A 12814-nucleotide genomic window follows, 5' to 3' on the forward strand; every position below is an offset into this window, starting at 1 on the left:
ACATGGCCGCAGGTTAGCGTAGGGAGGGGGAAATCGCACTCTTTAGGTGATCGGGTGGGGCTGGTTGGGCCTGGCATTTGGCTCGACTGTAGATTGCGGCCCCTCACCCCAGCCCTCTCCCGAGGGAGAGGGAGCCGATCTGCGTTGCTTTCAGATCCTAAGTTCGACTCGGTAACTCAGGTCGGCGTAAATCGCCAAAGCACTTCGATCAGTCCCCTCTCCCTCTGGGAGAGGGCTAGGGTGAGGGCCTTCTAACTGACACGACGCTCAATGCCATGCTTACGCAGCTTTCTGTAAAGAGTGTTGCGGCTGACGCCCAGTTGTTGCGCCGTGTGGGTCATGTGCCAGCGGGTTTGTTCCAGTGCATTGAGCAGAGCCGAGCGTTCGGCGTCTTCCAGCGGATGATCGGATTCCTTAACCGCCAATACCGCCGCACTCCCCTGCCGAATCATCACCGGCAAATCCTCAATCCCGACCCGCCCCTCATCACACAACGCTGCCAGTGTGCGCAGCACATTGCGCAACTGCCGCACATTCCCCGGCCAGTTGAACGCCAGTAACGCCTGACGCGCCGCCTCGTCGATCACTATCGTTTCACCGCCCGCCTCCTCGGCCAAGAGGAAATCCAGCAGCTGGGATTTATCACTGCGCGCACGGAGTGCCGGCAGTGCCACTTCCAATCCATTCAAGCGGTAATACAAATCCTCGCGAAAACTGCCATCCGCGACCCGCTCCAGCAGATTGCGGTGGGTGGCGCTGATGATCCGCACGTTGACCGACTCCGGCTCGCCGCCAATCGGCACCACTTGGCGATCCTCCAGCACTCGCAACAGACGAGTCTGCAAAGCCAGCGGCATGTCGCCGATTTCATCGAGGAACAATGTGCCGCCATCGGCCTGCTGCAACTTGCCGCGCATGCCATCCTTGCGCGCGCCAGTGAAGCTGCCGCCGCGATAGCCGAACAGTTCGCTCTCAATCAGGCTTTCAGGAATGGCCGCGCAGTTGAGCGCGACGAAGGCCTTGTTCGATCGTTGACTGGCCTGATGCACAGCCTTGGCGAAGGCTTCCTTGCCAGAGCCGGTTTCGCCGTTGATCAGCAGCGGTACATCACGTTCGAAGACGCGCAGGGCTTTACGGAAATCGGCCTGCAACGCCTCGTCGCCGAGGCAGATGCCCAACAGACGCGGCGCTTCAACCACTGGCGCCGATACAATCGGTAAAGGTTTGCGCGACTCACCGCGCAACACCGCGAACAGGTGCCGACCGTCGCGGGTGCGCAGCGGCCAACTGGCGCTGGCATTGGCGCTGGCGCGGCCAAGCAGTTCATCCAGCGAACAATCGAAGAACGCCTCGACCGGTTTACCGAGCAATCCGCCGCGAATGTGCCCGAGCAGATTCAGCGCACTCTGGTTGACCGCACTGATCCGCCCTTCGCCGTCAAACGCCAGCAGACCTTCGCTGAACAGCCCGACCGATTCGGCCTGCAGATGAAAACGCAACAACCATTGATTATCGAAACAGCGCAGGAAATAGCAGCTTTCAATCATTTTCGCCGACAGATTGACCAGCGCCATGGTGTGGAACTGGCTCTGCCGTGAAACATCGTGGCGCGCCGACGACACGTCGAGCACCGCCAGCAGTTCGCCATGCGGGTCGAACACCGGACTCGCCGAGCAGGTCAGGCCGGTGTGGCGACCGCGAAAGTGTTCGTCTTGATGAATGGTCAGCGCCTGGCGCTCGACCAGACAAGTGCCGATGCCGTTGGTGCCCTCGCAGGCCTCGCTCCAGTCGGCTCCCAGCCAAAGGCCGGCACGCTCGAAGATCTTGCGTTCGGCAGGCGCGGTGACGCAGTTGAGGATCACCCCACGCGCGTCAGTCAGCAGCACTGCATGGCCGGCGCCGGAGAGCTGTTGATGCAGGCTGCTCATTTCACTGCCGGCGATCTGCAAAACCTGCTGCAGACGTTCACGGCTTTCCAGCACACGGCCGTGTTCGAGCACAGTCGGCGCCATGCTCAGCGCCGGGTCGAGGTGGTAGTCCTCCAGACAGCGCAGCCACGAACGGGCAATCGACGGATCGGCGCCGGGCCCGTGCAGGTGCGGTTTGCCCTGGGTAACGGTGAGAACCTGTTGGGCATGGCGACTCAAATGGTTGTCGTGCATTTCTTATTGTTCTCCCCGAGGCTCGACGGCCCAATGCTGAGGTGACGCCCAGCATCCTCCAGCCACCCTCGCATTGCAATGCTGGCCAGACTGTCCGGTCACCGTCTGTGCCGGAAGCGGTACAAACTGTCACGGGACCTGTACCGAAACCGTCACAGGCACAATCCACTCGTCCGACACAAACCGCCCAACCCCTTGATTTACAGGCCCTGCACGGCAGTGGCCCGACCTTTGCTCTACGCTTATAGCAAGCGCACTTGCGCGTTTCTCTAATAAGTACAAAGCCAAGGAGAACATCATCATGCGTTACGCTCACCCCGGTACTGAAGGCGCCAAAATCTCGTTCAAAGCCAAGTACGGTAACTACATCGGCGGCGAGTTCGTCGCGCCTGTCAAAGGTCAGTACTTCACCAACACCTCGCCAGTGAATGGCCAGCCGATTGCCGAATTCCCCCGTTCCACTGCCGAAGACATCGACAAGGCACTGGACGCCGCCCACGCCGCAGCCGACGCGTGGGGCGCGACCTCGGTGCAGGCGCGCTCGCTGATCCTGCTGAAAATCGCCGACCGCATCGAAGCCAACCTCGAACTGCTGGCAATCACCGAAACCTGGGACAACGGCAAAGCCATCCGCGAAACCCTCAACGCCGACATCCCGCTGGCCGCTGACCATTTCCGCTATTTCGCTGGCTGCCTGCGCGCCCAGGAAGGCAGCGCTGCCGAAATCGACGGCAACACCGTGGCGTATCACATTCATGAACCGCTGGGCGTGGTCGGCCAGATCATCCCGTGGAACTTCCCGATCCTGATGGCCGCGTGGAAACTTGCGCCAGCGCTGGCCGCCGGCAACTGCGTGGTGCTCAAACCGGCCGAGCAAACCCCGCTGGGCATTACCGTATTGCTGGAACTGATCGGCGACCTGCTGCCACCCGGCGTGCTGAACATTGTCCAGGGTTATGGCAAAGAAGCTGGCGAAGCGCTGGCGACCAGCAAGCGCATCGCCAAGATCGCTTTCACCGGCTCGACCCCGGTCGGTTCGCACATCATGAAATGCGCCGCCGAAAACATCATTCCGTCCACCGTGGAACTGGGCGGCAAGTCGCCGAACATTTTCTTCGAGGACATCATGCAGGCCGAGCCGACGTTCATCGAGAAAGCCGCTGAAGGCCTGGTGCTGGCGTTCTTCAACCAGGGCGAAGTCTGCACCTGCCCATCGCGCGCGCTGGTACAGGAATCGATCTACGACGAGTTCATGGCCGTCGTCATGAAGAAAGTCCTGCAAATCAAACGTGGCGATCCGCTGGACACCGACACCATGGTTGGCGCGCAGGCGTCCGAGCAGCAGTTCGACAAGATTCTTTCGTATCTGGAAATCGCCAAGGGCGAAGGCGCTGAGCTGTTGACCGGTGGCAAGGTGGAAAAACTCGAGGGCAATCTGTCGACCGGTTATTACATCCAGCCGACCCTGCTCAAGGGCACCAACAAGATGCGCGTATTCCAGGAAGAAATCTTTGGCCCGGTGGTGAGCATCACCACGTTCAAGGACGAAGCCGAAGCCCTGGCGATCGCCAACGACACCGAGTTCGGCCTCGGCGCCGGTCTGTGGACTCGCGACATCAACCGCGCCTACCGCATGGGCCGGGCGATCAAGGCCGGTCGTGTGTGGACCAACTGCTACCACCTGTACCCGGCACATGCCGCGTTCGGCGGGTACAAGAAATCCGGCGTTGGGCGTGAGACGCACAAGATGATGCTCGATCACTATCAGCAGACGAAAAACCTGCTGGTGAGCTACGACATCAATCCGTTGGGCTTCTTCTAAAACCTGAGGGCGACTCAGATATTTCTGTGTCGCCCGTTCAACCGCTTTCGCGAGCAAGCTCGCTCCCACAGGGGAGTTGCGTACACCTGCAATGTTCGACTCGACACAACTTCAATGTGGGAGCGAGCCTGCTCGCGAAAGCGGTGTGCCTTTCAACCCCATGGTTCCTGACGGAACAATCGGGCCAATAAAATAATAAGAACGGTGAAACTTATGCCTAGCGAATCCCCGGCTGGCGCTCCGGCGACCGGCGCCTCCGTCGACTTTGAAAAAGTCGGATCGGATTACTTTCAACAACGCGAACTGAAAAAAGGTGCCGCCGGCTGGGTGCTGCTGGTGGGTCTGGGCGTTGCCTATGTGATCTCCGGTGACTATGCCGGCTGGAACTTCGGCCTCGCGCAGGGTGGCTGGGGCGGCATGTTCCTGGCGACACTGCTGATGGCCACCATGTACCTGTGCATGTGCTTTTCTCTGGCCGAGTTGTCTTCGATGATCCCCACCGCCGGCGGTGGCTACGGCTTTGCCCGCAGTGCATTCGGGCCGTGGGGCGGGTTTCTCACCGGTACCGCGATTCTCATCGAGTACGCTATTGCCCCTGCGGCTATCGCGGTGTTCATCGGTGCCTACTGCGAATCGCTGTTCGGCATCGGCGGCTGGATGATCTATCTGGCCTTCTACATCATTTTCATTGCCATCCACATTTTCGGGGTCGGCGAAGCGCTCAAGCTGATGTTCGTCATCACCGCCGTCGCCGCACTGGCGCTGGGGGTGTTTCTGGTGGCGATGGTGCCGCACTTCGACGTCGCCAACCTGCTCGACATTCCGGTCACGACCGCAGCGGGCGCCAGTCCGTTTTTGCCATTTGGCTATGTCGGCGTCTGGGCAGCGATTCCCTATGCGATCTGGTTCTTCCTTGCCGTAGAGGGCGTGCCGCTGGCCGCCGAGGAAACCAAGAACCCCAAACGTGACCTGCCGCGCGGCTTGATCGGCGCCATGTTGGTGCTGCTCATGTTTGCCCTGCTGATTCTGATCGTCGGCCCCGGCGGCGCGGGCGCCAACTCGCTGCTGACCTCCGGTAACCCGTTGGTCGAAGCCTTGAGCAAAGCCTATGGCGGCTCGACCTGGATGGGCAGTTTCGTCAACCTCGTAGGGCTGGCCGGACTGATCGCGAGTTTCTTCTCGATCATTTATGCGTACTCGCGGCAGATTTTCGCGCTGTCTCGGGCCGGCTACCTGCCACGAAAACTGTCCGAAACCAATAAAAGCAAGGCTCCGGTCCTGGCGCTGATCATTCCGGGGATCATCGGTTTTGGCCTGTCGCTCACCGGCCAAGGCGACCTGCTGATTCTGGTAGCGGTGTTCGGCGCGACCATTTCCTACGTGCTGATGATGGCCGCGCACATCACCTTGCGTATTCGCCGCCCCAAAATGGACCGGCCGTACCGCACACCGGGCGGCATCTTCACCTCCGGCGTGGCCTTGGTGCTGGCGTGCATCGCCGTGGTCGCAGGCTTCCTGGTCGATCCACGGGTGGTAATCGGTGCCGCCGTCATCTATGGAGTGTTAATTGCTTACTTTGCGTTCTACAGTCGACATCACTTGGTAGCAGGCACGCCGGAAGAAGAATTCGCGGCGATCCAGAAGGCTGAGCAAGCCTTGCACTGAGTGCCGACAATCCCGGCGCAGACTCGGTCTGCGCCGTCACGGAGAATTGTGTATGGCCAGTTTCGCTCACACGGTCGGCGCCCAGACCTATCGCTTCGACAGCCTCAAGGACGTCATGGCCAAGGCCAGCCCGGCGCGCTCCGGTGACTTCCTCGCCGGCGTCGCCGCGCTCAATGATGGCGAGCGCGTGGCCGCGCAAATGGCGCTGGCCGACATTCCGCTCACGCATTTCCTGCAGGAAGCGCTGATTCCTTATGAGGCCGACGAAGTCACTCGGCTGATCATCGACACCCACGACAAACAAGCCTTTGCCGTGGTCAGCCACCTCACCGTGGGCGGTTTCCGCGACTGGCTGCTCAGCGACGCCGCCGATGAAACCAGCCTGCGCAACCTCGCCCCCGGCCTGACCCCGGAAATGGTCGCCGCCGTGTCGAAGATCATGCGCGTGCAGGATCTGGTGCTGGTGGCGCAAAAGATCCGCGTCGTCACCAAATTCCGCGGCACCCTCGGCCTGCGCGGACGGCTGTCGACGCGCCTGCAACCCAATCACCCGACCGACGAACCGTCAGGCATCGCCGCGAGCATTCTCGATGGCCTGCTCTATGGTAATGGCGACGCGATGATCGGCATCAACCCGGCGACCGACAGCATCGCCTCGATCTGCGCGATGCTGGAAATGCTCGACGCGATCATCCAGCGCTACGACATCCCGACCCAGGCCTGCGTACTGACCCACGTCACCACCTCCATCGAGGCGATCAATCGTGGCGTGCCGCTGGATCTGGTGTTCCAGTCGATTGCCGGCACCGAAGCGGCCAATGCCAGTTTCGGTATCAACCTGAATGTCTTGCAGGAAGGCTACGACGCCGGCCTGAGCCTGAATCGCGGCACACTCGGGCAAAACCTGATGTATTTCGAAACCGGTCAAGGCAGCGCCCTGTCGGCCAACGCCCACCATGGCGTCGACCAACAGACCTGCGAAACCCGAGCCTACGCCGTGGCACGACACTTCAAGCCGTTTCTGGTGAACACGGTCGTAGGATTTATCGGCCCGGAATACCTGTACAACGGCAAACAGATCATCCGCGCCGGCCTCGAAGACCATTTCTGCGGCAAGCTGCTCGGCGTGCCGATGGGTTGCGACATCTGCTACACCAACCACGCCGAAGCCGATCAGGATGACATGGACACCCTGCTGACTTTGCTCGGGGTCGCCGGGATCAACTTCATCATGGGCATCCCCGGCTCCGACGACATCATGCTCAACTACCAGACTACGTCGTTTCATGACGCGCTATACGCCCGCCAGACCCTGGGCCTGAAACCGGCGCCGGAGTTCGAGCAATGGCTGGCCAACATGGGCATCTTCACCCAAGCGGACGGCAAGGTTCGCTTTGGCAACAACTTGCCGCCGGCCTTCCGCCAGGCATTGGCGCAACTGGGATGAGTCACATGGATAAACCGCCCATCGACCCACAAAACCCATGGCTGGAACTGCGCCGTCTGACGCCTGCGCGGATCGCCCTTGGCCGCACCGGCACCAGCCTGCCGACCAGCGCACAACTGGACTTTCAGTTTGCCCACGCACAGGCACGCGATGCCGTGCACTTGCCGTTTGACCACGCCGGCCTCAGCGCACAACTGACTGAGCGCGGGCGCGAAAGCCTGCTGTTGCACAGCGCCGCTGCGGATCGAAACAGTTATCTGCAACGCCCGGATCTGGGGCGCAAGCTCAACGATGAATCGGCGCAGGCCTTGCGCGAATACGCTGCGGCGCATCCCGGCGGTGTCGATCTGGCGATTGTCGTGGCGGATGGCCTTTCGGCGTTGGCGGTGCATCGGCATACGTTGCCATTTATCACGCGACTGGAAGAACAGATGAGCGCTGACGGCTGGTCTGTTGCACCGATCATTCTGGTGGAACAGGGCCGCGTTGCCGTCGGTGATGAAATCGGCCAACTGCTCGGCGCAAAAATGCTGGTGATGCTGATCGGCGAGCGCCCGGGACTCAGTTCGCCGGACAGCCTCGGTTTATATTTCACCTACAATCCAAAGATCGGCCTGACCGATGCCTACCGCAACTGCATTTCCAATGTGCGGCTGGAAGGCTTGAGCTACGGCATGGCGGCGCACCGCTTGCTTTATCTGATGCGCGAGGCCTGTCGGCGGCAGTTGTCGGGGGTCAACCTGAAGGACGAAGCACAGGTTCAGACGCTGGAATCGGACGCAGGTGTAGATATGAAAGGTAATTTCCTACTCGATCCGCCCTCAACCTGAACCGTTTCCGCATTGCGTTTCTGCGCCGGTTTCAGGCAGGATCGATGCACGGCCGCACGGGTTTCCCATCGCCGTCAGAGCAGTTGAAGACAGCCACTTGAAGACGAGACCTATCATGCGGATTATTCAAGCGACCCTCGAACATCTGGATTTGTTGACCCCGTTGTTCGTCAAATATCGCGAGTTCTACGGTTCCCTGCCTTACCCGGATTCCTCCCGTGCGTTCCTTGAAAAGCGCCTGCGCCGCAAGGAATCGGTGATCTACCTTGCACTGGCCGACGATGACGACAAGAAGCTGATGGGCTTTTGTCAGCTTTATCCGAGCTTCTCCTCGTTGTCGCTCAAACGCGTGTGGATCCTCAATGACATCTATGTCGCCGAAGATGCGCGCCGCCAATTGGTCGCCGATAACCTGATCCGTACCGCGAAGAAAATGGCCAAGGAAACCCAGGCCGTGCGTATGCGTGTTTCCACCAGCGCCGACAACGAAGTGGCGCAGAAAACCTACGAATCCATCGGATTCAAGGAAGACACCGAGTTCAAGAACTACGTGTTGCCAATCAGCGAAGAGCTCTGACTGCACGGGCAATGTGCTGAGGGAGCACGCTCCCTCAGGCACGCTGGCCGCATCCTGACAATTGTTCACACCCCGACATCCCCCGCTACAAAACCAACGCGCTTTTCGTCTTTCAGACCGTATAATCCCGATCTTTCCGGCTTGTAAGAAAAACTACACCCCGCTGTAGGCTTACACGAAGTCATCCGCACAGGCCTGCCGAGTCGGGCCGCCAAACAGGTGCCCCCATGGATTTCAACCCGCTCGACCTTATCCTGCATCTCGATGTTTACCTCGATTTGCTGGTGAACAACTATGGGCCATGGATCTACGCCATCCTGTTTCTGGTGATCTTCTGTGAAACCGGCCTTGTGGTAATGCCCTTCCTGCCGGGTGATTCGTTGCTGTTCATTGCCGGTGCCGTTGCGGCCGGTGGTGGCATGGACCCGGTGCTGTTGGGCGGCTTGCTGATGCTCGCGGCCATCCTTGGCGACAGCACCAACTACGTGATCGGACGAACGGCCGGCGAGAAGCTGTTCAGCAACCCGAACTCGAAAATCTTCCGTCGCGATTACCTGCAAAAAACCCACGATTTCTATGACAAGCATGGCGGCAAGACCGTGACGCTGGCGCGTTTCCTGCCGATCATCCGCACCTTCGCACCGTTCGTCGCCGGTGTGGCGAAGATGCCCTACCCGCGCTTCTTCGGTTTCAGCGTGTTGGGCACCATCCTCTGGGTCGGCGGTCTGGTGACGCTGGGCTACTTCTTCGGCAACGTACCGTTCATCAAGAAAAACCTGTCGTTGCTGGTGGTAGCAATCATTCTGCTGTCGCTGGTGCCGATGATCCTCGGTGTGGTTCGCAGCCGTTTCGGCGGCACCAAAGCCCAATCGCACTAAGCCGATGTGGTCGCTGAGCGCCTGGCGTCGCCGGCGCATTCTGGCGAAGCACCCGATTGCCGACGACATGTGGCAACGGGTGCGCCGTCACCTGAGTTTTCTTGACGGTATCAGTGCAGCCGAAGACCAGTGGCTGCGCGAAGCCTGCGTACTGTTCCTCGAAGACAAACACCTGAGCGCCCTGCCCGGCGTCGAACTGCATCAGGAACAACGACTGCTGCTCGCCGCCCAAGCGCAATTGCCGCTGCTCAATCTGGATGATCTGAACTGGTATCAGGGTTTCCACGAGATCGTGCTCTACCCTGACGACTTTCTCAGCCCGCAACGTCATCGTGACGCCAGCGGTGTCGAGCATGAGTGGGACGGCGAACACAGCGGTGAAGCCTGGCAACAGGGGCCGATCATTCTCGCCTGGCCCGGCGTGATGGCCAGTGGTGGCTGGGAAGGCTACAACCTGGTCATCCACGAACTGGCGCACAAACTCGATATGCTCAACGGCGACGCCAATGGCCTGCCGCCGCTGCATGCCGACATGCGCGTCAGCGACTGGGCCGAGGTGATGCAACACGCCTATGACGACCTCAACCGCCAGCTCGACCATGACCCGGACGCCGAAACTGCCATCGATCCCTACGCCGCCGAGAACCCGGCCGAGTTCTTCGCCGTCACCAGCGAGTACTTCTTCAGCGCCCCGGATCTGCTGCACGAGGCTTATCCACAGGTGTATGCGCAGCTGCAGCTTTTCTACCGTCAGGACCCGTTGGGCAGGTTGCGGCAACTTCAAGCCTCAGACCCGGTCTATCAGGCGCACGACTAAGCGCTGCACGACTTTCGGTACATGGCGTAGACGGCAGAATATGCCTATAATCGCCGCCACTTTTTGGTCAATCCGGCCAAGTGTTTTTGGTCAACTACGGGGGCAACGCCCAATGAGCTACAGCAAGATTCCGGCTGGCAAAGACCTGCCGAACGACATCTACGTCGCGATCGAGATCCCGGCCAACCACGCGCCGATCAAATACGAAATCGACAAAGACAGCGATTGCCTGTTCGTTGACCGTTTCATGGCCACCCCAATGTTCTACCCGGCCAACTACGGTTACATCCCGAACACCCTGGCTGACGACGGTGATCCCCTCGACGTACTGGTCGTAACCCCTTACCCGGTTGCTCCAGGCTCGGTAATCCGCGCGCGTCCAGTCGGCATTCTGAACATGACCGACGACGGCGGTGGCGATGCCAAAGTCATCGCGGTACCACACGACAAGCTGTCCCAGCTGTACGTCGATGTGAAGGAATACACCGACCTGCCGCCACTGCTGATCCAGCAGATCGAGCACTTCTTCGCGAACTACAAAGATCTCGAAAAAGGCAAATGGGTCAAGATCGAAGGCTGGGCCGGTGCAGACGCCGCCCGCGAAGCGATCACCAAGTCGGTTGCCGCCTACAAAGGCTAAGCACCTGCGCTACGCGTGAGGCTTGAAGAAAACCCCGGTTGATCCGGGGTTTTTTATGCTCGTCAAAAGCTGTTTTAAACAGAACGTTTATTGCGGACTACAGAAAAGTTTTGGCCTGTGTAATTTCCCACAAGAACGTCTTACATCCCGTCGCAAAATTCAGCCCGTTTTTGAACGTCCGGTTTATTCAAACCGCTCTGGCACGGCCGTAGACTCCGTGTTTATGAGAAAGAACACTAGCGGTCCAAGATTCAAGGCACTCCTGGAAGCTGCGAACATCTCGACGACGGGTTTCGCAAAGTTCTGGGGCACGGAAGCCCAAAATGTCCACAACTGGTACACCCGGGGCGTCCCGGCGTATCGCATGGAAGAAGTCTCACGCCTGCTGTCCGTCAACAGCGAATGGCTGAAAACCGGCCAAGGCACAAAAGAGCTGCCGAGCCTGACTCCGCCTGCCAGTAACGGCGACAGCTTCGACGCCCACGATCCTCAGGGCGCCTACCGATTCATCCATCCCAACGACATCGAACTGGCCTTCTTCAAAGAAACACCACAGACCAACGGCTCCGACAAAAACCACGTTATCCAGGACCCGGACCTGTCCATCCGCCTGCTGCGTGCACAGCTTGATCAACTGGAAATCCGCCCTGCCGACGCCATCTGCGCACACATGATCGGCAACAGCATGGCCGAACGCATCGAAGACGGCTCCGTCGTCGCCATCGATCGCGGCCTGACCCAAGTGGTGGACGGCGAAATCTACGCCATCGAACACGACGGCATGCTGCGCATCAAATACCTGCACCGCATGCCCGGCAACGGCCTGCGCCTGCGCAGCCACAACAGCGCCGAATACCCGGACGAAGTGTTCCACCCGGCACAGATTGACGAGCAACGGATTCATATATTGGGCTGGGTGTTCTGGTGGTCGACGGTGAGCAAGCGGCGGCCTGTGGTGCCGTTTCTCTAGAAAACAGTGCGTTCTCTCGGCAAACATCGATCCCTGTGGGAGCGAGCCTGCTCGCGAAGAGGCCCGGACAATCGGTACAAATCCCGGATTTCTGGCGCAGAAGTCGCTCTAAACCGCACTTCAGGCTGGGAATCCACAGCAAAACTCAGTATCCTGCGCCCCACATTTGCGCATCGACCCGCCCTGCGGCTCAGAAAGCGCCCGACGCGGCAGACCAACGTCTGACCAAGTCCCACAGCCGGACGCAGATCCGGATGTACGTTTTGAAGGCTGGCAAGGCTTACCAAAAATAGGCCAAGCCAGTCCCCGAGAAGCCGGCCACAAGCCGGCTTTTTAATGCCTGAAAGAAACCTGACCTACCGTCAGAAACGTAAATTCGCGCTTGTCGAATATGAAAGCCTCTTGCTACCGTAACGACAAACGTCATTACAGGTACCCCATCATGGCCTCCATCAATATTCGCATCGACGATGAGCTGAAACAACGCTCCTTCGCCGAGCTCGAAAAGCTCGGCGTAACTCCGTCAGAGCTTCTGCGCCAGACACTTCAATATGTCGCCGAGCGGGGCAAGCTGCCGTTCAAAGCGGCATTAATCAGCGAGGAAGATGAAGCCCTCATCGCCGTAGTCACCGAACGTCTCGCCGCTCCTCAGCGAGTCAAGGTAAGTCTGGATGACCTATAACCTTGAATTTGATCGTCGGGCGTTAAAGGAGTGGAACAAACTGGGCGATACGGTTCGCCAACAGTTCAAGAAGAAGCTAGTTGAGATAATGAAGAACCCTCGAATAGAAGCCAATCGACTTCGCGAGCTGCCGGACTGCTACAAAGTGAAGTTGAAAAGCGCTGGCTTTCGATTGATCTATCAGGTGCTTGATCAGGAGATCGTAGTGTTCGTAGTCGCTATCGGGAAGAGAGAGCGAGAGGCTGCTTACGAGGTTGCGCAAGACCGACTGTCACCCCAAAGTTGAATCAACTCAATGATTGAGATTCTCTGAAACAGGTCAGC

12 protein-coding genes are annotated in these 12814 nt (G+C 59.3%); 11 read left to right on the forward strand and 1 reads right to left on the reverse strand.

The genetic code is table 11. The annotated features are described in order from the left end of the window. Positions 1–251: 251 nt before the first annotated feature. Positions 252–2162 carry a sigma-54-dependent Fis family transcriptional regulator gene (locus ACZZ0G_RS08010; RefSeq protein WP_463555828.1) on the reverse strand — a complete coding sequence of 637 codons (1911 nt, stop codon included), beginning with the start codon at positions 2160–2162 and terminating at the stop codon, positions 252–254. Positions 2163–2463: 301 nt separating this feature from the next. On the opposite strand from ACZZ0G_RS08010, the gene exaC reads away from it, so the two are divergent. The 11 genes from exaC to ACZZ0G_RS08065 all read left to right on the forward strand — a co-directional run bounded on the left by exaC (position 2464) and on the right by ACZZ0G_RS08065 (position 12776). After that, positions 2464–3984: an acetaldehyde dehydrogenase ExaC gene (exaC, locus tag ACZZ0G_RS08015; protein WP_463555829.1), complete on the forward strand. Its 1521-nt coding sequence runs from the start codon at positions 2464–2466 to the stop codon at positions 3982–3984. Positions 3985–4197: 213 nt separating this feature from the next. Beyond that, complete coding sequence (eat, locus tag ACZZ0G_RS08020) at positions 4198–5649, forward strand: ethanolamine permease (protein ID WP_463555830.1); 1452 nt, start codon at positions 4198–4200, stop codon at positions 5647–5649. Positions 5650–5701: 52 nt separating this feature from the next. After that, positions 5702–7096 carry an ethanolamine ammonia-lyase subunit EutB gene (locus ACZZ0G_RS08025; RefSeq protein ID WP_463555831.1) on the forward strand — a complete coding sequence of 465 codons (1395 nt, stop codon included), beginning with the start codon at positions 5702–5704 and terminating at the stop codon, positions 7094–7096. Further along, a complete protein-coding gene (eutC, locus tag ACZZ0G_RS08030; RefSeq protein WP_463555832.1) occupies positions 7093–7926 on the forward strand; it encodes an ethanolamine ammonia-lyase subunit EutC in 834 nt (277 codons plus the stop codon). Before ACZZ0G_RS08025 ends, eutC begins: the two co-directional genes overlap by 4 nt. Before the next feature lie 115 nt (positions 7927–8041). After that, entirely contained in the window at positions 8042–8503 is a 462-nt protein-coding gene (locus ACZZ0G_RS08035; protein ID WP_074691599.1) for a GNAT family N-acetyltransferase, read from the forward strand. Positions 8504–8730: 227 nt separating this feature from the next. Next, positions 8731–9381, forward strand: a complete 651-nt coding sequence (locus ACZZ0G_RS08040; RefSeq protein WP_007910892.1) for a DedA family protein — start codon at positions 8731–8733, stop codon at positions 9379–9381. A gap of 4 nt (positions 9382–9385) precedes the next feature. Then, positions 9386–10198, forward strand: coding sequence for a M90 family metallopeptidase (locus ACZZ0G_RS08045; RefSeq protein WP_463555833.1), 813 nt, complete (start codon positions 9386–9388; stop codon positions 10196–10198). Positions 10199–10310: 112 nt separating this feature from the next. Beyond that, positions 10311–10838 carry an inorganic diphosphatase gene (gene ppa, locus ACZZ0G_RS08050; RefSeq protein WP_003205933.1) on the forward strand — a complete coding sequence of 176 codons (528 nt, stop codon included), beginning with the start codon at positions 10311–10313 and terminating at the stop codon, positions 10836–10838. A 223-nt stretch (positions 10839–11061) separates the two neighbouring features. Then, positions 11062–11808: a S24 family peptidase gene (locus ACZZ0G_RS08055; protein WP_463555834.1), complete on the forward strand. Its 747-nt coding sequence runs from the start codon at positions 11062–11064 to the stop codon at positions 11806–11808. Between the two features lie 442 nt (positions 11809–12250). Beyond that, entirely contained in the window at positions 12251–12490 is a 240-nt protein-coding gene (locus ACZZ0G_RS08060) for a type II toxin-antitoxin system RelB/DinJ family antitoxin (protein WP_122608099.1), read from the forward strand. Then, positions 12480–12776: a type II toxin-antitoxin system RelE family toxin gene (locus tag ACZZ0G_RS08065; protein ID WP_463555835.1), complete on the forward strand. Its 297-nt coding sequence runs from the start codon at positions 12480–12482 to the stop codon at positions 12774–12776. Before ACZZ0G_RS08060 ends, ACZZ0G_RS08065 begins: the two co-directional genes overlap by 11 nt. Positions 12777–12814: the final 38 nt, after the last annotated feature.

This window comes from Pseudomonas sp. AC169, from assembly GCF_979258515.1.

Coding starts and splice junctions, on each gene's coding strand:
- exaC (WP_463555829.1), top strand. CDS start 2,464: ATGCGTTACGCTCACCCCGGTACTGAAGGCGCCAAAATCTCGTTCAAA.
- ACZZ0G_RS08035 (WP_074691599.1), top strand. CDS start 8,042: ATGCGGATTATTCAAGCGACCCTCGAACATCTGGATTTGTTGACCCCG.
- ACZZ0G_RS08045 (WP_463555833.1), top strand. CDS start 9,386: ATGTGGTCGCTGAGCGCCTGGCGTCGCCGGCGCATTCTGGCGAAGCAC.
- eutC (WP_463555832.1), top strand. CDS start 7,093: ATGAGTCACATGGATAAACCGCCCATCGACCCACAAAACCCATGGCTG.
- ACZZ0G_RS08010 (WP_463555828.1), bottom strand. CDS start 2,162: ATGCACGACAACCATTTGAGTCGCCATGCCCAACAGGTTCTCACCGTT.
- ACZZ0G_RS08025 (WP_463555831.1), top strand. CDS start 5,702: ATGGCCAGTTTCGCTCACACGGTCGGCGCCCAGACCTATCGCTTCGAC.
- ACZZ0G_RS08060 (WP_122608099.1), top strand. CDS start 12,251: ATGGCCTCCATCAATATTCGCATCGACGATGAGCTGAAACAACGCTCC.
- ppa (WP_003205933.1), top strand. CDS start 10,311: ATGAGCTACAGCAAGATTCCGGCTGGCAAAGACCTGCCGAACGACATC.
- ACZZ0G_RS08055 (WP_463555834.1), top strand. CDS start 11,062: ATGAGAAAGAACACTAGCGGTCCAAGATTCAAGGCACTCCTGGAAGCT.
- eat (WP_463555830.1), top strand. CDS start 4,198: ATGCCTAGCGAATCCCCGGCTGGCGCTCCGGCGACCGGCGCCTCCGTC.
- ACZZ0G_RS08040 (WP_007910892.1), top strand. CDS start 8,731: ATGGATTTCAACCCGCTCGACCTTATCCTGCATCTCGATGTTTACCTC.
- ACZZ0G_RS08065 (WP_463555835.1), top strand. CDS start 12,480: ATGACCTATAACCTTGAATTTGATCGTCGGGCGTTAAAGGAGTGGAAC.